The following is a 19,776-nucleotide window of genomic DNA, read 5'->3' on the forward strand; positions in this document are numbered from 1 at the left end:
TTCAGAGGCCTTTGTTGTATTTTCTATTTAAGCGAGTGATCATTCAAATGAAAAAATGGATTTTTATCATCCTGGTTTTTCTTAGTGTTATTGTTTGGTTTATTCCTTTTGAACGGAGCATAACTTTTACAGAGACAAGAGTTCAGAAGCCTGTTCAACATTTTTTGCCGTTGAAGGATGAAAATGAGTTTCAGATGATTTTTACTCATTCCATACATTTAACGGATGTAACAGAGAGTTATAAAGTGCTGCCTACAAATGAACTTCAGCTGCTTGCAATGGAGTATACGGATGTGGCAATAGGGATGCCAGGGCATGCTGAAGAAGGGCAGACACTACAATATGAAGATGGGGTCTATACACTTCAGTACAATGATGCAAAATTAGAAAATTTTACGTTACATATCGGGAATGTCGACTATAAATTAAATCTTCAGCATAGAGGGAAAATCATTCCTTTAAAAAAGCATTTAGTACGAGGGAAATCCTATATGGTAACAATTCAAAAATTGTCTTTATATGACAAATTGAAAGGAGTCGAATTAGATGACTGAGAAGAAAGTGGCGGTAGATACAGAAGCTTTACACGAATCACTTACTTTGGAACAGCAGCAAGAATTACTTGAAAAATATGATTTGGAATCAAATCAGCGTAACCCGCAAAATTTCATGAAGCATTTCATCTATTTTGGTTTACTTGCATTTACACTTTTCCAAGTTTACACAGCAATTTTCGGACAGTTTCCTGCACAAATTCAGCGTACGGTTCACATTGGATTTGCTTTGACGTTTGTGTTTTTACTCTTCCCAGCAAGCCGTAAGCTATCAAAACGGACAATTCCGTTTTATGACTATATTTTAGCTGTTATTGCTATTATTGTAGGGAGTTATTGGGTAATCAATTATGACCGGCTCGTTCAAAGTTTAGGTCAACTACAAACAATGGATTTCTATATCGGAATACTGGCAGTAATTATCGTATTGGAAGGTGCCCGTAGAGCGGTCGGTTTACCAATCACTATTATTGCCGGGCTGTTTTTACTTTACGCATTTTATGGTCAGTATATGCCGGACTTTATGGCACACCGAGGTCAAAGTTTGGATAGTATTGTGAACTTAATGTTCTTCTCGACAGACGGGATTTTAGGGACACCATTAGCAGTATCTTCTACATTTATTTTTGCGTTCCTATTATTCGGCGCGTTCCTTGTAAAAACAGGGGTAGGGGAATACTTTAATGACTTAGCGATTGCGATTGCCGGAAAATTAACAGGTGGTCCTGCAAAAGTTGCAATTTTCTCATCTGCACTGCAAGGTACAATTTCAGGAAGTTCTGTAGCAAACGTAGTAACTTCAGGTTCATATACGATTCCGATGATGAAACGTCTCGGCTACAACAAAAACTTTGCTGGTGCTGTAGAGGCATCAGCATCTACAGGTGGACAGTTAATGCCGCCGATCATGGGTGCTGCTGCGTTCTTAATGGTTGAGTTTATCGGTCGTGGTGTCACATATTGGGATATTGCCAAGGCTGCGGCTATTCCGGCAGTTCTATACTTTACAGGTATTTGGATCATGACACACTTTGAAGCAAAGCGTTTAGGATTACGTGGCTTAAAAGATGAAGAAATGCCAGATCGCTCTAAAGTATTCAAGAAAATTTATCTACTTATTCCGATTGTACTGATTATTATTCTAATGATGTCAGGTGTACCGGTAATTCACGCGGCGCTTTACGGAATTATTTCTTGTATAGTTGTCGGGTTCATTAATCCTGACGTGAAATTCGGCTTTAAAGAAATTATCGATGGAATGGTTGAGGGTGCACGCTCGGCATTAGCAGTTGCTGCTGCAACAGCTTGTGCGGGTATTATTGTAGGCGTTGTTGTAAAGACAGGATTAGGGCTGTCCCTTGCAAACAGCTTAGTAAAATTAGCAGGAGGCAGTATTATCCTTACGTTATTCTTTGTAATGATTGCTTCGTTAATTTTAGGTATGGGTGCACCGACAACGGCAAACTATGTTATTACATCAACGATTGCTGCACCAGCAATCATTGCATTACTAGCGCCGGACGTAGCGGCAAGTGCAGCTCCACTGATTGTAGTTTTATCAGCGCACTTCTTCGTGTTCTATTTCGGTATTATTGCGGATATTACACCGCCTGTTGCGCTCGCCGCCTTTGCAGCATCCGGTATTTCTGGAGGAGATCCGATTCGTACTGGTGTGAACTCCGCGAAGCTTGCCATCGCGGCATTCATTATTCCGTACATGATTGTCTTCTCACCGGCACTGCTTATGATTGATGTAACGATCTGGCAAATTTTATGGGTAGTGTTCACTGCGATTATGGGTATGATTGCAATAGGTGTCGGAATTATTGGCTACTGGTACCGCCCTGTAAGCTGGATTGAACGTATTATTTTATTGGGTGCAGGTTTAGCAATGATTTACCCTGAATCACTGTCGGATACAATTGGACTTATTGTATTTGGAGTCATGTTCGTGATTCAATATATTACTAGAAATAAAGGAAACGGTTCCAAAGTGGCCATTTCATAAAAGTGAGGCGTCTGAAATTTATTTCAGGCGCTTTTCTATTTATCTCGAAAATAGATAGATTTAATACTTTTTATGCATTAAGTGCATTTATTTGTTGATTTTCTTGAAAAACCATTATATTATTTAAATTAATTAAAAATTCAAATAGTTTAAAGGGGAGAAAATGATATGTCAACACTTTTAAAGTCGACGTTTGAAACTTACTTATTTGACGAAGAGGTGGAGTTTGAGTTAGCCGAGCAGCAAGAGGTTTCGGAAAGTGAAGAACGCACTCAATATCCGCAAGGGTTTTTCTCAAGCCTATAAAGGAGTTTTTAAAATGAATTTAAAAATATTACGGCGTCTATTCAACGAAACTGATTGGATAGATGTCGTTTTTTTAGGCACTAATAATGTAGTATGCAAAAATTGTACTGTATAATAGAAGTACTAAATAATATTCGAGGTGCGTTTCATGTTAGCGGTTAATTCTACAGAACAAATGATTTTTGATTGGTTTCAATATTTCCATGCAAACCCTGAAGTAAGCTGGAAAGAGATAAATACAACAGCAAAATTAGCAGAAATCTTAGATGATATGGGCGTCAGCTATAAAAAGTTTGATGATGTGACTGGTCTTGTCGCGGAAATCGGAAAAGGCGAAGAAACAATTGCGGTTCGTGCGGATATCGATGCACTATGGCAGGAAGTGGATGGGGTTATGCAGGCAAATCACTCTTGTGGACATGATGCAAACATATCAATTGTTTTAGGTGCGCTTTATGCATTAAAAAATGAACCTTTGAAAAAGAAAATCCGCTTTATTTTCCAGCCGGCTGAGGAAACAGGTGGCGGCGCATTGGCGATGATTGACCGAGGTGTAATGGAAAATGTTACCCATTTATTCGGTGTTCATTTACGTCCTATGGAAGAGCTGCCATTAGGGAAAGTATCACCTGCAATCTATCATGGTGCTGCAGCATTCTTAACTGGGACAATTACTGGTATTGATGCACATGGTGCTCGTCCTCACCAAGGGAAAAATGCAATTGATGTCGTTGTAGCGATTCAGCAAATGCTGAAAAATATCCATGTCGATCCATTTGAAGTATACTCAGCGAAGTTAACGAAAATTGTAGCAGATGGCGGAAGCGTCAATATTATTCCGGGAAATGCGACTTTCTCAATCGATGTACGTGCACAGAAAAATGAAGTATTGGCGCAAGTACAGCGTGATGTTGATAAAGGCTTGAAACAAATTGCAGCGATGTTCGATATTGGGGTTGGATGGGATTGGATGGACGTTACACCAGGCGCGGAAGTATCATCGGAAGCTGCAGCAATTGCAGAACGCTCGATTGTTGAAGCACTTGGAGAGAAAAGTCTGGCACCGGCAGTAGTAACACCAGGAAGCGATGATTTCCACTTCTATACGATTAAAAATACAGAGTTGAAGGCGACGATGATCGGCGTTGGCGCAGATCTTGGTCCGGGACTCCATCATCCGAAAATGACCTTTGATGCAAAGGCATTGCTCGATGGCGCCAAAGTGATCGCAACAACTTTGAAAAACAGTGCAATGAAATAAGATGATAAGGCGATGCTATGAAGTTTGTAGCATCGTTTTTTTTCGTCGAGTGGTTGCAGCGATAATAGAAGGCCGGATAATAGAAACACGTGACCCCAAGCAAATCCTGCAAAATAAAAAAGTGCCGCGGTTAAACGGCATTTAAAACAAAACATTATTTCATCGGGCAAAATCCGCAAGCCATTAAGCCGGGGATGTCTTTTGAAAAACAGCAGCTTTTGCGAACAGGCTGATTGATGAGAGCAGAAGGGCTTTTTCCGCCTGTATAATTTAAAAACAGTGATTTGTCCGAGAAGTAACGCCAAACATTTTTATCTTCGAGCATGTCCAGGTCCTCGAAAGCACGGTCAGCCAATGCCGGATTTTCGAGTAATGTATGGAAGTGCCAAAGCATGTATCCGAAAATATTTTCCCATAAAGTCAGCGGCGAAATGGACGTTGTTTTCCGTAGCTGGCCAATAACAACAGATGTCTTATATAAAATATCCGCCATCACTCTTTCGCGCTCATCATCCTCCACATAACGGAAATCATTTGGGTTTATATACATCCCGAGTGTATGAATGCCGAACTCCTGAACAATAGCGAAACGCAAATCTTCTGGCTTGCCGTCCCAAACTTCATCATACGTAGTCAGCATATAAAACTGCATTGCGACAAACATGCCGTATCGACGTCCGAAGTGGGAGATGGCCGCAGCTTCCGTTGCAGCATTCGTGATGCCCATCATCAAATTGCGGAAATCTGTCAAATAGAAGTCTTTATGTAGATTCGCCAATGTAAATAATGGACGGTCAGGTTCTTCGGTAAAAATACTATAGGAATTTAATTGTCTTACTTGATCATAAGAAAGTGCAGGCATACGTATCACCTTTTCTAAAAAAATATTTACATTTACTATACCATTTCTCTTCCCAAACGCGGTAAAAAACGCTAAAATGAATAAAACATATAAGAAAGGTTGGTTTTAATGACAAAACCGATTTCTGTACCAAGACCATTAGTTCGTGTAAATCAGTGGGTTATATTTTTATCAGTCGTTATCACATGGGTGACAGGACAGTACTGGATTTTAGCGATACCGTTAATTGCAAATTTACTTGGGATTTTCACCGGGTTTAATCCAATTATGCGTTTTGCGAAAATATTTTTAACGAAAGACATCAAAACGTATATTCCTGAAGATATCGGACAGCAAAAATTCAATTCAGCGATTGCAAGCATTTGTCTGGCAGGTGGAATAGTAGGGTTTGCATTTGATTGGCCGGTCGTTGCATACAGCTTTACGATTATGGTGGCGGTTGCATCATTTGTAGCAATTTTAGGCTTTTGTATCGGCTGCTTTATGGTCTTCCAATACAAACAGTACCAATATCGACGTTCATTAAAAAATACTTAAAAAGATTTTTGGAAACGGGTTGACAATGATACTGATAATCATTATCATTATAACTGTAGCAAGAGCTTATTTGTAATACAGTACAAATAAGTCTGAGCTAACAACTTTTCTCCAGGAGTTTGTTAGCTCAGCCATAGCGTTCTAAACCCCCTCATTTAGAATGTAAGTTTGACTGTGTGTCAGACACTGAGTTTTTCACCCTTTATATTTTTCTTCTAGTTTTTCTTCCTTTGTTGGGAGACCCATTGCCCGTGTCGCTTACAGATACGGGTATTTTTGTGTATAAAAAATTTCTAAAACTTTTTTGAAACTTATTTTGAATTTCTCCGTCTGTACGTTGCTTAAATAAAAAATGTAGGCGGAGGAAATGATGAAAAAGTTAATTGCTGTAGGGTTTATCGCTGTATGCGTATTATTCCTGACAATTGAATATAGAGGTTCAAGTGAAAAGATTGAACGTGCAGTTGCAAATGAAAAGGATATAACAGCTATAGATAAAGGAACCCAAATAGAACAAACTACGCATCTATTTGAAAAAGTCATAGTACTGAATGAAGAACAGCCGATTTATATAAAAGGAAATGCCCTCACGGAAATTGGAATTGTACATTCGAATACTTCTTTTGCAATCGTAGGAGAAGATGAACTTTATTACGAACTTCGATTCGGGAAAATTTCGGCTTTTATTAAAAAGGGAAGTGCCACTGTAGAAAAACGTCCCCTTGAGACGTTAGTTAATACAGAAATAACGAACTCAATTAAAACGACAGAACAAATAAATGTATATGAAGAAAAAGATCTTAAGAGCAGTGTGTTGCTGCAGCTTTCACAGGGGTTTCGTTACCCGATCGTGGGGGAGATTGACGGTTGGTTTGTCATAAAAGTAGGAGAACGTGCCGGTTATATACATAAAACATCAGTTGAAATAGATGAAGGAATTCCAGTTTTAGTGTATCATCATATTTTGCCGAAAGAAGAAATGGTGACAAATGCGAGTACGGTTTCTGTACAATCATTTGAACAGCAAATGGCCTTTTTAGCTGAAGAGCAATTTACAACAATTTCGACAACACAGCTTTATGATTATTTGGAAGGTCGCCAAATTTTACCGGTTAATTCAGTACTCATTACATTTGACGATGGTTTATTATCGACAAAGATCTATGCTTACCCAATTTTAAAGGAACATGGATTTTCTGCGGTACAGCATATTATATCTTCTCGTACAGAGCGCTTTGAAGGTGAACAAGTTTTTGACGCCAAAGGACCCCTTCAATTTTTCACGGCCGAAGAGATGCAGCAAATGACGGACGTGTTTCAATACGAAGCGCATACACATAACTTGCATCAGTTCAGCAATGGGGCAGGAATCGCATTAGAGTTGACATCCGCTGACATTGCGAAGGATTTGCAGCAAAATGTAAACATGCTGACGAATGCGACTTCTTTAGCGTATCCATTTGGTCATTACGATGAAGATATGATCGCAGCGATGAAGGAAGTAGGGCTGTTAATCGGTTTTACTACAAATGAAGGCTATGCTAATATGCAGCAGTCAAATTATGAGGTCAATCGTTTCGGCATAACGGAAAATAAAACATTTGAACAGTTCACGTCCTTTGTAAAGGGGGTGGACTGGTCTTAAGGATATAAGAAGGTGTTAATCGTTACATGAGAGAATTTGATGCAATTGTTGATGAGCACACGCGTTATCTAGTGCGCATTGCTTATTTGTACGTTAAAAATTGGGCTACCGCCGAGGACATCGTACAGGAAGTGTTTGTAACATACTTTCAAAAGAGCGACCAGTTTCGCAATGAGTCGTCATTGAAAACGTATTTAACAAAAATGACAGCCAATCGCGCAAAAGATTATTTACGCTCATGGAAGCATAAAAAGGATGTCGTTTTTGAAACGATCTTTGCTCAAACAAAAGGTACGGACGAAGAAGTTATACAAAAAGAGCATCTTGCATCACTTGAACAGAAGTTATTCCAGCTACCACTGAAATATCGTGAACCGCTCATTTTATTTTATTATGACGAACAGTCCATTGCCGATATTGCACTGTATTTACAGCTGAATGAAAATACGGTGAAAACACGTTTGCGTCGAGCAAAGCAACAATTGAAAGAGTTTTTTAGCGAAGAGGGATTGGAGGAATGATGCATGGATCCATTTAGAAAACAACTGGATGAAATGATGGGTGATACACGCTTGCAGGAAAGTCGTATTAAGCAGCGTGTGAAGTCCGAATTGACTCCGCCCCCCCGAAAACAGAAACGTTCATGGCATGTTCAATTAGTAACGGCAGCTGTTGCAGCAGTTGCGGTATTCCTATTTATGACAGCCGTTCCTTTTACGCATAATTCGGGAAATGAAGGGCGGGGTGCCCCTTATGATCCGCTTGATGATTTAGCGGAAATTGCTACTCTTCAAAAACAGAAGCAATTATCAACAATCGATTATGATTCCTTTGCACAGCTACCAGTGCTGGAACAATTATCGGATTTACAATATGTAGACAAAGAAACCTTTACACTTGCAGGGAAAAAGGGACTTTACCATACAGTGATAGAACGTCAGGAAAATTTATTTGATGAAGCCGTATATGAAGCGGGCGATGTAGTACGAACGATGACTAATACGAGCAGTCATTTACCAATATACGAAAACGCCTATTATGAAGTAGTTGCAGTACCAGGAGACCGTGTCGTTTTGCAGGACGGCAAGCTAACGGTAAATGGGAAGCCTGTAAGATCGGAATTAAAGGAATTGTATGAGGAAAACGGCAATACGATTGCAGGAGGCTACGATCAGTTATTGAATGCGCGTGAATACTTTTTGGTGAATCATTTCCCGGCAGAGGGTACAATGCAGGCAGGTACAATTACCGCTGTGCATAAAATTTACGGGGAAGTCGTAGCATTGGCAGAGGAAAGTACAACAACATCAATTTATTTTGAGTTAGAAAATGACTATACACCAGAACAATACTTTGATCTTTATTTGTATGATCAAATTTTTGGAGATGGGTCAATTAGTGAAAGATTATCGGCAAGTGATATTCCATTTACACATTCGAACCGTTTAGCCGAGCTGTTTTTGGAAGCGTCCTACCGAAATGTTACGTATTTATCCGATACAGAAGTGGAAATACGCTACCAGTACAACCGCGAAGCTGTAGGGGAATATGTGTTTATAATGTATAAAGATCCGACTGGCATTTGGCAGTGGGGGATGTAGCAAAAAGGGTAGTGACGCAATGTCGCTACCCTTTTTCACTTGCTGCCTGTAATCTTTTGTTCATAAGTACTGTGTGATAGCTATGTAGCAGCATGCCGATAATGATAACCGCCAATCCGATTAAAGCAATCGGCTGCGGAAGCGGTACACTTAGTAAAATCATTTCACCGACCATCGCAAAAAGCACTTCTGTCGATTGTGTTGCTTCAACGGCCGCCAGCTTTCCTTGATCATGGCGCACACGGTCTGTTGCGATAAAGAAAAGTATTGTCGCAATAACACCTGAAGAAACAGCAACGAGCAGCGACTGATATACTTGGCTCGCAGAGGGCAGGCCAACAGTAAACAATGCATAGATTGCGAGTATGATCCATGCAGGCAAGGAAGCGATTGTCATGCCTAGAACACGTTGAAACGGATCGACTCTTCCCTTGCATAACTCCATCATTTTCCGATTGCCGAGCGGGTAGGCAAATGCCGCGATAATTACTGGCAGAATACCGAGAAGCAGGCTTTTCATAGAAACTGACTGTGCCTGCGGGATTTGAATAAGCAAAATCCCGAATAAAATAATGCCCGAGATGCCAAGTGAAATAAGCGGGATTTTTGCCCTGACGTCTTTTCCGGCGACAGTCGTAATAAATAGCGGAGCCAATAAAACACCTGCTACAATCGTAAACTGCCATGTACCCGATACGAGCCAGCCTGGACCGAATGCCGCGGCAAATGTAAGCGGCGCATAAAATAATACGAACCCGACAAAACTCCAAATGAGCCATGCACCGGGATGATCTTTCATTTCATTCGATAAAATACGAAAACCGCCTTTTCCCCGGATAGCAACAATGGAAATGAGAAAGGGAAGCATAAAGAAGTAGCGGAGTGAAGAACTCCATAGCCAGCTTCCGCCTTCCAATTCCATTGAGTGGTTCAATACAAATGTAACCGCAAAAAATAAGGCCGCTAAAATGCCAATCAGTATTTCCCTCATCACACACCTCGTTTGATTGTATTGAATTTTCTGTCTATTAAGTATACAAAAAAATGGAGCGAAAGTAATCGCCCCATTTAAAAATTACTATTAACGTTGTTCGAATAACTGAACAATTTCAATAATGACTTCCGTCGCTTTTTCCATCGTTTCAGCTGATACAAATTCATATTTACCGTGCATATTTTCGCCGCCCGCAAAAATATTTGGTGTCGGCAAGCCCATATATGATAGCTGAGAACCGTCAGTCCCGCCGCGGATTGGCTCGACAATCGGATTAATGTTAAACTTGGCAAACGCTTCTTTTACGATATCGACGATTTCCATAACAGGCTCGATTTTTTCGCCCATATTGTAATATTGATCCTCGATCGCTACAGTTAATGCTTCTTCACCGTATTTTGCCTGTAACTCTTTGCCGACCTTTGCCATATACGCTTTTTTCTCTTCGAATTTAGCGCGGTCATGGTCACGGATAATGTATGACATTGTTGTTTCTTCAATGCCACCGTTGAAATGCATTAAGTGGATAAAGCCTTCATAGCCGTCCGTTTTTTCAGGAACCGCTTCTTTAGGCATTTCATTTTGGAATTCAATCGCCATTGTAATCGAGTTCACCATTTTATTTTTTGCTGAACCCGGGTGGATGTTCGTGCCGCGTGTCGTTACTTTTACGCCAGCTGCATTAAAGCTTTCAAATTGTAGCTCACCAAGGGGACCGCCATCCATTGTGTAAGCATAATCCGCACCGAATTTCTCGACATCAAACTTGTGCGGACCGCGCCCGATTTCTTCGTCCGGTGTAAATGCTACACGGATTTTGCCGTGCTTGATTTCTGGATTGTTAACTAAGTATTCCATTGCCGTCATAATTTCAGCGATGCCGGCTTTATCATCCGCACCAAGCAATGTATTGCCGTCTGTCGTAATTAACGTTTGGCCAACATAGTTTTTTAAGTTCGGGAAGTAGTCCGGTGCCATGACTAAACCATTTTTTAATGTAATCGCTTCACCATCATAGTTATCGATGCGCTGAGGCTGTACATTTGTTCCTGTGTAGTCCGATGTCGTATCAACATGGGCCAAAAAGCCAAGTGTCGGTACGTCTTTGTCTGTATTTGATTCAAGTGTTGCAAATAGGTAGCCGTTTTCGTCCAGCGTAATATCCGTTAAACCGATTGCTGCCAATTCATCTTTTAATACATGTAATAAATCGAATTGCTTCATTGTTGAAGGGGTAGTGTCAGAATTGAAATCTGATTGTGTATCAATTTTTGCATAGCGTACTAAACGTTCAATTACTTTCTCTTTCATACGAAAAAGACCTCCTAATACTTATTGCTTTTATTCTACACTTTTTATTTCGGTTTTTGAACTAATTATCTTCATTCAGCGGCTACTTAAGTACCCGCTGAATGAAGATAAGCCTCTGGCAGATATCATAGATTTTTTAAATGATATTTTTTTAATCTGGACGCGATCGTAATCGATCATAATCAATTATGCTGAGCATGAGGAAAAACTGTGCGCCGTAATACGTGAACATGATCAGGATATGGGAAGCGGGAACATCAAACATAAACCGGTTAATAGCTAATACTGAGTCCGACATGATAAAGAGGATGGCGCCGATGACAGCAAACTTACTTCCTGTTCGGAATGATGTCCATCCCATTGTTAAAATAACTAAAATATAAGCGGTCACTGCAATGGCAAGTACAGTGTCTCCTTTTTGTAGCAGGCTTCCCGCAATCCAGAACATCATAACCGCACCGTATAAAGCTAAAGTAATTTTTACATACAGTGGTGTGTTCTGCTGATTTGTTGAACGGAATGCAAAAATATAGAAAATATGACCGATCAGGAAAAAGCTCAGTCCAACGATGAACCATTGCAATGTATAATCGCCAACCGCACAGAAAATTAAACCGATGGAGATAAGCCAATAATATGGAGATTTCACATGTACTTTTGTTAAAAGTGCAAGCGCTATAAGCAAAATCATTGGCAAAAGTTTAAAGACCATTTTTAGTGAACTATCAATCGTTTCAAAAAAGAATACATAGTACAAGCCAAGCCCGAAGAACAGTAAAATCAAAACTTTCCGTGCCATCCATTAACCCCCTGAGTATAATATTTATATATAATTACTAAACAACTAAACTATGATTTCATAAAAATACAATATATGCTCTATTATGCCAGAAATTATGCGATTTTACTTGTTTATGAATCTTTTTGAAAGGTTATTCGTACATAGTAAGTAAGAGAGGGTGATTGTTATGGGACAATTATTGCTAATAACGGCAATTGGATCACTTTTGATCACATTATTATTAATGCCGTTATCAAAAAAAGTTCGCAATAAGGAGCTTTCATCAAAAACATTTACGAGCTTATTCATTACAACATTTATAGTAAGTTTTATTTCAGTATTTTTAACAGTATATATTTCTAAAATCGATCTAAGCTGGACGATTTTTTTATACGTAATACCTGTTGTAGCGATTATTGGCGCGATATTTGCAGTCGGTAAGGAGCAAAAAATTAAATCTGCGATCGTGCTTGTCAGCATTATTGGGATCGGCTATTTAGTAAGTGCACCATTTTTAAATGCAGATGAAAAATTCAAGTCTTCAGAAATGAAGGAAAAGACGGAAATTTCGGCGTTTGATGAGACGAAAACACCGGCAAGTGTACCGCCGAAATTTGTTAAAAACAAAATGAAAAAAGCGTTTGGACAGGTGCCAAACACGAGCTATTATGAATTAGGAAATCTGCAAATTCAAAAAGTAAATGATCAGTATGTTTACATTGCACCTGTAGAGTTTTCAGGATTCTTTAAGTGGTTTAACGGAAAAACAACTCCAGGATATTTCACGATGAGTGCTACTGACTCAAGCGATAATCCAAAGTTTGTGAAGGCAGAAATGAGCTATGTTCCATCTGCTTATTTAAATAAAAACCTGGAGCGTCATATTCGTCTTCAAAATCCATCATTAATTTTCTATGGAGATCCGCAGCTGGAAATTGATGAAGATGGAAAACCATATTACATCCGTTCTTACGGGGAATTCATTTCTGCTCGTAACGGCTTTGATGTAAAAGGGATTGTGCTTGTTGATGCGGAGACGGGTGCAACAGAGAAAATTGCGATTGCAGATGTACCGGCATTTATTGACGGTGCTGTCTCACCGGAAGCAGTAAGTTTGCAAAACAGTTATTTCGGTAACTATGTACACGGCTTCTGGAATAGTCTTGTCGGTAAAAAGGATGTTAAGTTACCGAGTGATGAAGGTACGGAAGCAAATGTAAGTCCGATCTTTATGGAAGACGGGGAAATGTATTATTTCACTGATTTTACAAGTCCAAAAGAGGGCGTTGACTCGATGCTTGGTTATGCATTAACACATGCACGTACTGGTGAAGCAACGTACTATACTGGAAATCTGGAAGAGTCTTATATGGATTCCCAAGGGGCTCTTGAAATTATCGAGAAAAAATTCATCGAAAAAGAATGGGAGGGCGAAATGCCGATCCTTTATAACTTCTACGGTGAAGCGAGCTGGCTGTCAGCTGTACTTGATGCGAACGGATTCCTGCAAAATTACTTTATCGTGTCAGCAGCAAATCCTGAAATTTCGGCATATGGTACAACACCAAATGAAGCGTTAAGACTTTATAAAACAGCGTTAAGCCGTGGCGGCAGTACGGTAGATGGTACTTCGAATGCCGAAGAGGCCAAAGCGACGGTAAAAGTCATGCGTGTTTATAAAGAGCGTGTAGGTGATTTCACAATTGTATCCTTCCTGGCGAACACAGGTGAAAACTTCATCGTTTCTACGGAAGTTGCACCGTTTGCAATATACTTGCAAGAAGGTGACCAGGCGACGATAACGTATGCAAAAACAGGAGAAGATTTCCAGCCTGTAAAAGCATTGCAAATTGAAGGGTTGAAATAAACAAAAGGAGTATGCCATTTTGCGGCATACTCCTTTTTATTAGCTTACTTCCAAGTAAAGCCTTGTGAAGCAAGGAAGTCTTTAATATGCGGACGGTTTTGTTCAACTAAGTAATCAGCCATTTGTTTCGTCCATGTTGCAGTCTTCTGATTCGAAGACCGGCTGCTGTAATAGTCTTCCATAATTCCATCGTACTCATCTAGCAGCGTCTCGTACTTATCAACGTCATAACCATTTTCATGCAATACCGCAGCTACCGGTAAACGCGGTTTTGTTTCATTGCGTTTTGTCGGTGTACCGATTGTCATCGCAAATAACGGGAAAACGTATTCCGGTAAATTGAACAGCGCGCTGATTTCCTTAGGATTTGTACGGGCACCACCGATATAGCAAATGCCGTAACCCATTGATTCAGCTGCAATAACGAAGTTTTGAGCAAATAATGCAACATCTGCTACCCCTACAAGCACGTTTTCAGCCGTGTCAGCAGAAATATCAACCCCATGTTTTTGACCGGCTACTTGCAAACGTTTGAAATCTACGCAAAACAAGAAAGAGGCGCCCGCTGTTTTGAACTGGAATTCATTTTTAGACAGTTCACCAAGCTTCGTTTTCTTTTCTTCATCCGTTACCCAAATGACACTGTAGGCCTGTACAAAATGCGAACTTGCCGCCATTTGTGCAGTTTCGATTAAATCGATGACAGTTTCTTTAGAAATTTCCTCACCTGTATATTTACGAACAGATGTATGACTGCGTAATAATTCTTTTGTATTCACGTGAACATCTCCCTTATATGTAATAAAAAAAATAAATATATAGCCTTCAAGCTTATTTTAGTCAATATTTTACTTGAAGTCGATTATTAACGTCTGTTCAATTCATAAGGAAGGAATTTTTGCATATCGTTAAATACAGATAAGAGTAATCCGAATAGAAATCTGAAAATTTTAATTTTTTGTGTTGACATATCGGATTAGTATGTTTTATACTGAGACTCAACGATGGAACACAAATCACATAACTCTTATCAAGAGCGGCGGAGGGAATAGGCCCTGAGATGCCCGGCAACCAGTAAGTGATGAACTGACTAAGGTGCTAATTCCTACAAAATGGACAATCATTTTGAAAGATAAGAGGAGGCAAACTTGCTCATGCGCAACCCTCTTCTTAACTGAAGAGGGTTTTTTTCATTTAAAAAATCCTCCTCAAAAAACACCGATTTCACCATCGATTAAATTTTTGGGGGTAATAAAATGACAAATTTAAGACCAGAAACTTTATTATTACACGGGGGACAAAAGCCAGACCCGGTAACAGGTGCAATTGCAGTTCCAGTTTACCGCACAACAGCCTATGCATTTAATGACACAGCTCATGCGCAACGTCTATTTGCATTACAGGAAACAGGCAATATTTATTCTCGTATTATGAACCCGACAGTCGGGGCATTTGAAGAGCGGGTTGCTTTATTAGAAGGGGGTACAGCTGCAGTAGGGCTTTCATCTGGCGCAGCAGCAGTAGCATTTTCGATTTTAAACGTAGCCGGTGCAGGGGATGAAATTGTTGCGGCAGGTTCACTTTACGGTGGGACTTACAATTTATTCGCAACTACATTGCCTCGCTACGGCATTACAGTAAAATTTGTGGATGAATCAGATCCTGCAAACTTCCAGGCGGCAATCACGGATAAAACGAAAGCGATCTTCGCTGAAATTATTGGAAATCCAAGCTTGAAAGTACTGGATATTGAAGCGGTAGCAAACATCGCTCATGACAATGGTCTTCCTTTATTAATCGACAGCACATTTGCTTCCCCATACGGAAGTAATCCGATTGAATTCGGTGCGGATGTTGTTATCCATTCTGCAACAAAATGGATTGGTGGTCATGGAACGACAATCGGCGGGATTGTCGTTGATGCAGGGAAGTTCGACTGGACACAAGGAAGACATCCAGGATTTACAGAACCGGATACTTCTTACCATGGTCTACGCTACGGGATTGACACAGCAGGCGCAGTATTTGCGACAAAGCTTCGTGTTCAACTATTGCGTGATTTTGGTCCAACATTATCTGCTGACGCAGCATTTAACTTCCTGCAAGGACTTGAAACGCTTCATTTGCGTATTGTCCGTCACAATGAAAATACACAAAAAGTTGCCGAGTATTTAAGAGACCACCCATTTGTGGAATACGTAAATTACAACGGCTTTGAAGATTTTGAGACACATGATTTGGCGAAAAAGTACTTGAAAAACGGCTTTGGATCTATCATTACGTTCGGCATTAAAGGTGGACGCGAAGCCGGTCGCCAAGTAATCGATAACGTAGAATTGTTTTCACACGTAGCAAACGTTGGGGATGCCCGTTCATTGATTATCCACCCTGCGAGCACAACGCACCAACAGTTATCTGCTGAAGAACTAAAAACTGCCGGCGTATCGGAAGAGCTCATTCGCTTATCGATCGGGTTAGAAGCAGCAGAAGATATTATCGCAGATTTAGAACAGGCATTAGCGAAAGTTGCGGCTGAAGTAGGCGCAGAAACAAACGCATAAACCTTTAAAAAAGGCTTAGCTTTTCCCATTCGAGAAGCTAAGCAATTTTTAGAAAATTAATCCCTACTATTTTTATAAGTTTTATTGACAAATTTAATACCAAGTAATACAATTGGGATAATAATATTACCAACCGGAAAAATTTAAAGTGATGTTGCAGCATCATTGGAAGAAAAGGAGTTGTTCAACATGGGGAAAGTATACAGTGCACAAAACATTGCAGCCTATATTATTTATGAACTTAATGACGTAAAGGAATTTGTGAACGCTTGCGCTATCCAGCAAATTTTGGCGGATGTGAATACGATGTGGCAGCATGTTTTTGGACACAGTGCCTTCTCTGAACAAGCTCACGATCTTGCCACAGCAGGTTATGTTGTAAAAGAAGTTGCCGAGGAATACAAAATTCATGGTACAGCCCATATTTTATCGCCAGCCAGAGAGTGGTTCTTAAAATATGGTGAATTTCAGTTAGTGGAGCGCCCATACGCGGTCCCTGACTACTCGGCAAAAGAGGAAATCGTCATGACCAAGATTTTAACTGCCTATCGTTTACGGGCCTATAATGATGTAAACGTGGCAGTATAAAATAATTCCGGAACACTAGCGAGCCTCCTTGCTAGTGTTTTTTTATTTGATGATTTTTTACACGGTGTATATGGTTTATTAGAAGTATGAAAACGATTATTAGAAGAAATTTTGGGGATATTAGAAGAAATATCGATGTTATTAGAATTTGGGTGAATTTGAGGGTTGGGTACGCTTATTTTCCAGGCAGGAAATGGTTGTTGAAACCGGTGTTTGCGATTTATTAGAACAATGATGAGCGATATTAGAAGAAGTGTGAGCGATATTCGCAAATTGAGTGAGGATATTAGCAGATTGCGACCTCATTTTAGAACATTAACCGGTTATATTAGAAGATCGCAATTTTATTAGAACATTTTAAAATATATTAGATGATTTCCGAATATATTAGAACATAACAAAACTCTCTCAACTGCTTAGCCTCAAACACAAGTAGTGACTGGAAATATTAACATCATAGTCTCCAAATTAGCTCTTAAAAAATAAAATTTGGATGAATATTGACCGTTTACAGTAAACAAATGTCCTTCTAGGCGAGATTTCCCTTGTTTTCATGTATTATATAGGATAGAATTTTCTTTAAGATAAATTTTTTGAATTATTCGTTAATATATGTGTGTTAAGAATTTGGAGGAGAAAGGCAATGGCAACAATCAAGGCAGCGATCTTAGGATTTGGCACAGTAGGTCAGGGGATTTACCATATTTTAAATGAAAAGAGGCAGGAGCTTCGCGAAAAGCTAGGTGTTGAACTAGAGGTCGCGAAGATTTTAGTAACCGATGCAAGCCGTGAGCGTGTACCGGGCACAAAACATTTAATGACGGAATCAATGGATGACGTACTGGCGGAAAATAATCTGCAAGTTGTATTTGAAGCGATTGTAAATGAAGAGCCTGCATTCACTTACTTAAAGCGCGCTGTTGAGGCAAAATGCCATGTCATTACAGCGAATAAAGTAATGCTTGCAAAACGGGGTGAGGAGCTCGAAGCATTGGCGAAAGTAAATGGTGTTTTCGTAGGCTTTGAGGCAACGGTAGCAGGCGGTGTGCCTATTATTAAAACAATGAAAAACATTCTTCTTGTCAACGAAGTAAGCTGTGTTCAAGGAATTTTAAATGGAACAACAAACTATATCTTAACAAAAATGCGTGCGGAAGGCTGGAGCTTTGAACAAGCATTAAAAGAAGCACAGCAATTAGGCTATGCTGAAGCCGATCCATTTAATGATGTATCGGGTCAGGACGCATTTAAAAAGCTTATGATTTTATCGAGCCTTGCATTTGGAGAACAGCCAAATTGGGCAGATGTAGAAGTAATCGGAATTGATACAATTTCATCAGAACAAGTAGCGGAAGCAACAGCGCAAGGTCTTCGCTATCGTCATGTGGCGGAAGTGGAAAAACTTGAAGATGGTACGATTCAGGCAAAAGTGGCACCACTACTAGTGAACAATGAACATCCGCTTTATCCCGTTGACGATGTGTTTAATGCAGTAACGATGGAGACAAACTACATTGGAACATTATCTGTAATTGGGCCTGGAGCGGGGATGTATCCGACTGCAAGTGTAATGGTAGAGGATTACGCTGAAATTATCGGTAAACGTGCGGGGTTTACAGTCACTATATAATAAGAAGAGATTAAAAAAGAAGCGAACTCGATGAACGAATTCGCTTCTTTTCTTTTAGTCTTCATCTTTTATATCGACATCTTCGGGAATCGGCGTGTTCTTCCAGATTTCGATCTCTTCTTTAATTCGTTCGAGTTGCTGATGGTACGTATCAAATTGCGCACTATTAATTAAAAAGTGTTCACCATCATGCACTGCTTTAATGCGACCAGCATAAATGTACTGTAAAACCTGATGTTCAGGCATGCCTATCTCCGCTGCAGTTTGTTCTACCGTTTTATACATCATGATGCCTCCTTTTTAGTTTTAGTTAATCTTATTATAAATCGATTTTAATAAAACTTCATCTCGAATAGACTTACAACGTATGATAGCATAATTAATAAAAATGAGGTGTGGGATGTGAATATTTTACCGTATCTGTTTGTGCTGCTGGCCGCTATGCTTTGGGGGACAGTCGGGACAACACAAACTTTTTTATCGGAAGGGATTTCTTCCTTTGCGGTAGCGGGTGTAAGGTCTGGTATTGGCGGCGGGGTGTTGCTGCTGGCGGTTCTTTTAATGAGAAAAATTTCATTCCGTAACTGGTCATGGAAGTGGACCATTTTAGCAGCGATCGCAATTGCTTTATTCCAAAGTCTTTTTTTCACATCTGTTCGCTTTACAGGGGTTGCAGTAGGGACGGTTGTGACAATCGGAAGTGCACCAGTATTTGCGGGATTCATCGAGTGGGTCTTTTGGAAAGTCCGGCCAACGTTCGTATGGGCAATTGCGACAGTGCTCGCCATTGTCGGCTGCTTGCTATTGTTTATGAATCAAGGTGAGACGGCGATCAACCCGCTTGGCATAGGGTTAGCATTGGCTGCAGGTTCCATGTTTGCGCTTTATACGAATGTGAGTAAGCAGTTGATGAAACGGGAAGAAACATTGCCTGCTGTAGCGATGACTTTTTCCATTTGCGCATTATTTTTGTTGCCGCTCGCAGCAAAAGACGGGTTTGGCTGGCTGACAGAAGGCGTAAATATTTGGCCGATTCTTTTTATGGCACTTGCTGCTACAAGTTTGGCATACATATTATTTTTGGGCGGCTTAAAGAAAATCAGTTCGTCAGCCGCAGTGACATTAAGCTTAGCCGAACCTTTAACAGCTGCATTACTGGGTGTGTTTTTAGTAGGGGAACATTTAACATTTGTTGCTTGGATCGGTGTTAGTTTATTATTAGGTGGAATAGTTGTGCTAACATTCGGCACAAAGAAAGCTGCTTCATAGG

The 19,776-nt window shown here is 40.0% G+C and carries 19 protein-coding genes and 1 riboswitch; of the genes, 13 read left to right on the forward strand and 6 right to left on the reverse strand.

The window, feature by feature from the left end; genetic code table 11:
• The first annotated feature begins 194 nt into the window (after positions 1-194).
• The 4 genes from ACQKN3_RS12435 to ACQKN3_RS12450 all read left to right on the forward strand — a co-directional run bounded on the left by ACQKN3_RS12435 (position 195) and on the right by ACQKN3_RS12450 (position 4,129).
• On the forward strand, positions 195-554 hold the full coding sequence (locus ACQKN3_RS12435) for a DUF1850 domain-containing protein (protein WP_251690560.1): 360 nt from the start codon (positions 195-197) through the stop codon (positions 552-554).
• Positions 547-2,562, forward strand: coding sequence for a TRAP transporter permease (locus ACQKN3_RS12440; RefSeq protein WP_251690561.1), 2,016 nt, complete (start codon positions 547-549; stop codon positions 2,560-2,562). The genes ACQKN3_RS12435 and ACQKN3_RS12440 overlap by 8 nt, the downstream gene beginning before the upstream one ends.
• A 168-nt stretch (positions 2,563-2,730) precedes the next feature.
• Positions 2,731-2,868 carry a hypothetical protein gene (locus ACQKN3_RS12445; protein ID WP_251690562.1) on the forward strand — a complete coding sequence of 46 codons (138 nt, stop codon included), beginning with the start codon at positions 2,731-2,733 and terminating at the stop codon, positions 2,866-2,868.
• A gap of 148 nt (positions 2,869-3,016) precedes the next feature.
• Positions 3,017-4,129 carry an amidohydrolase gene (locus ACQKN3_RS12450; RefSeq protein ID WP_427711853.1) on the forward strand — a complete coding sequence of 371 codons (1,113 nt, stop codon included), beginning with the start codon at positions 3,017-3,019 and terminating at the stop codon, positions 4,127-4,129.
• A gap of 154 nt (positions 4,130-4,283) precedes the next feature.
• Here the strand turns inward: ACQKN3_RS12450 and ACQKN3_RS12455 are convergent, their stop codons facing one another.
• On the reverse strand, positions 4,284-4,991 hold the full coding sequence (locus ACQKN3_RS12455; protein ID WP_427711855.1) for a Fe-S oxidoreductase: 708 nt from the start codon (positions 4,989-4,991) through the stop codon (positions 4,284-4,286).
• A gap of 108 nt (positions 4,992-5,099) precedes the next feature.
• Here ACQKN3_RS12455 and ACQKN3_RS12460 point away from each other — a divergent pair, with 108 nt between their 5' ends.
• The 4 genes from ACQKN3_RS12460 (at position 5,100) to ACQKN3_RS12475 (ending at position 8,774) form a co-directional block, all read left to right on the forward strand.
• Complete coding sequence (locus ACQKN3_RS12460) at positions 5,100-5,528, forward strand: DUF4395 domain-containing protein (protein WP_251690564.1); 429 nt, start codon at positions 5,100-5,102, stop codon at positions 5,526-5,528.
• A 370-nt stretch (positions 5,529-5,898) separates the two neighbouring features.
• Entirely contained in the window at positions 5,899-7,173 is a 1,275-nt protein-coding gene (locus tag ACQKN3_RS12465) for a polysaccharide deacetylase family protein (protein ID WP_427711858.1), read from the forward strand.
• A gap of 26 nt (positions 7,174-7,199) precedes the next feature.
• Positions 7,200-7,694: a sigma-70 family RNA polymerase sigma factor gene (locus ACQKN3_RS12470; protein ID WP_251690566.1), complete on the forward strand. Its 495-nt coding sequence runs from the start codon at positions 7,200-7,202 to the stop codon at positions 7,692-7,694.
• A gap of 3 nt (positions 7,695-7,697) precedes the next feature.
• Positions 7,698-8,774, forward strand: a complete 1,077-nt coding sequence (locus ACQKN3_RS12475; protein WP_427711860.1) for a S26 family signal peptidase — start codon at positions 7,698-7,700, stop codon at positions 8,772-8,774.
• Between the two features lie 25 nt (positions 8,775-8,799).
• Here ACQKN3_RS12475 and ACQKN3_RS12480 read toward each other — a convergent pair whose 3' ends face one another.
• The 3 genes from ACQKN3_RS12480 to ACQKN3_RS12490 all read right to left on the reverse strand — a co-directional run bounded on the left by ACQKN3_RS12480 (position 8,800) and on the right by ACQKN3_RS12490 (position 11,878).
• The gene (locus ACQKN3_RS12480) at positions 8,800-9,765 is read right to left on the reverse strand and encodes a DMT family transporter (RefSeq protein WP_251690568.1); all 966 of its coding nucleotides are present in this window, start codon (positions 9,763-9,765) and stop codon (positions 8,800-8,802) included.
• Positions 9,766-9,855: 90 nt separating this feature from the next.
• Positions 9,856-11,079 carry a peptidase T gene (gene pepT / locus ACQKN3_RS12485; RefSeq protein WP_427711863.1) on the reverse strand — a complete coding sequence of 408 codons (1,224 nt, stop codon included), beginning with the start codon at positions 11,077-11,079 and terminating at the stop codon, positions 9,856-9,858.
• Between the two features lie 151 nt (positions 11,080-11,230).
• Positions 11,231-11,878: a lysoplasmalogenase gene (locus tag ACQKN3_RS12490; protein WP_427711865.1), complete on the reverse strand. Its 648-nt coding sequence runs from the start codon at positions 11,876-11,878 to the stop codon at positions 11,231-11,233.
• A gap of 169 nt (positions 11,879-12,047) precedes the next feature.
• Between ACQKN3_RS12490 and ACQKN3_RS12495 the strand changes: the two genes are divergently transcribed.
• A complete protein-coding gene (locus ACQKN3_RS12495; RefSeq protein ID WP_427711867.1) occupies positions 12,048-13,727 on the forward strand; it encodes a hypothetical protein in 1,680 nt (559 codons plus the stop codon).
• Positions 13,728-13,771: 44 nt separating this feature from the next.
• On the opposite strand, the gene nfsA is transcribed toward ACQKN3_RS12495, so the two are convergent.
• Positions 13,772-14,506, reverse strand: coding sequence for an oxygen-insensitive NADPH nitroreductase (nfsA, locus tag ACQKN3_RS12500; protein ID WP_251690572.1), 735 nt, complete (start codon positions 14,504-14,506; stop codon positions 13,772-13,774).
• A gap of 245 nt (positions 14,507-14,751) precedes the next feature.
• Positions 14,752-14,866: riboswitch (SAM riboswitch) on the forward strand.
• 117 nt (positions 14,867-14,983) lie between these two features.
• Between nfsA and ACQKN3_RS12505 the strand changes: the two genes are divergently transcribed.
• The 3 genes from ACQKN3_RS12505 to ACQKN3_RS12515 all read left to right on the forward strand — a co-directional run bounded on the left by ACQKN3_RS12505 (position 14,984) and on the right by ACQKN3_RS12515 (position 18,506).
• Complete coding sequence (locus ACQKN3_RS12505) at positions 14,984-16,288, forward strand: O-acetylhomoserine aminocarboxypropyltransferase/cysteine synthase family protein (protein ID WP_427711869.1); 1,305 nt, start codon at positions 14,984-14,986, stop codon at positions 16,286-16,288.
• 189 nt (positions 16,289-16,477) lie between these two features.
• Entirely contained in the window at positions 16,478-16,876 is a 399-nt protein-coding gene (locus tag ACQKN3_RS12510) for a hypothetical protein (RefSeq protein ID WP_427711871.1), read from the forward strand.
• A gap of 643 nt (positions 16,877-17,519) precedes the next feature.
• Positions 17,520-18,506, forward strand: a complete 987-nt coding sequence (locus ACQKN3_RS12515; protein ID WP_251690575.1) for a homoserine dehydrogenase — start codon at positions 17,520-17,522, stop codon at positions 18,504-18,506.
• A gap of 54 nt (positions 18,507-18,560) precedes the next feature.
• Here the strand turns inward: ACQKN3_RS12515 and ACQKN3_RS12520 are convergent, their stop codons facing one another.
• The gene (locus ACQKN3_RS12520; protein ID WP_427711873.1) at positions 18,561-18,791 is read right to left on the reverse strand and encodes a DNA-binding protein; all 231 of its coding nucleotides are present in this window, start codon (positions 18,789-18,791) and stop codon (positions 18,561-18,563) included.
• 117 nt (positions 18,792-18,908) lie between these two features.
• On the opposite strand from ACQKN3_RS12520, the gene ACQKN3_RS12525 reads away from it, so the two are divergent.
• Positions 18,909-19,775, forward strand: coding sequence for a DMT family transporter (locus ACQKN3_RS12525; protein WP_427711875.1), 867 nt, complete (start codon positions 18,909-18,911; stop codon positions 19,773-19,775).
• The last annotated feature ends 1 nt before the right edge of the window (position 19,776 follow it).

Source organism: Solibacillus sp. NPDC093137 (genome assembly GCF_050280445.1).
Taxonomy (GTDB): domain Bacteria; phylum Bacillota; class Bacilli; order Bacillales_A; family Planococcaceae; genus Solibacillus; species Solibacillus isronensis_B.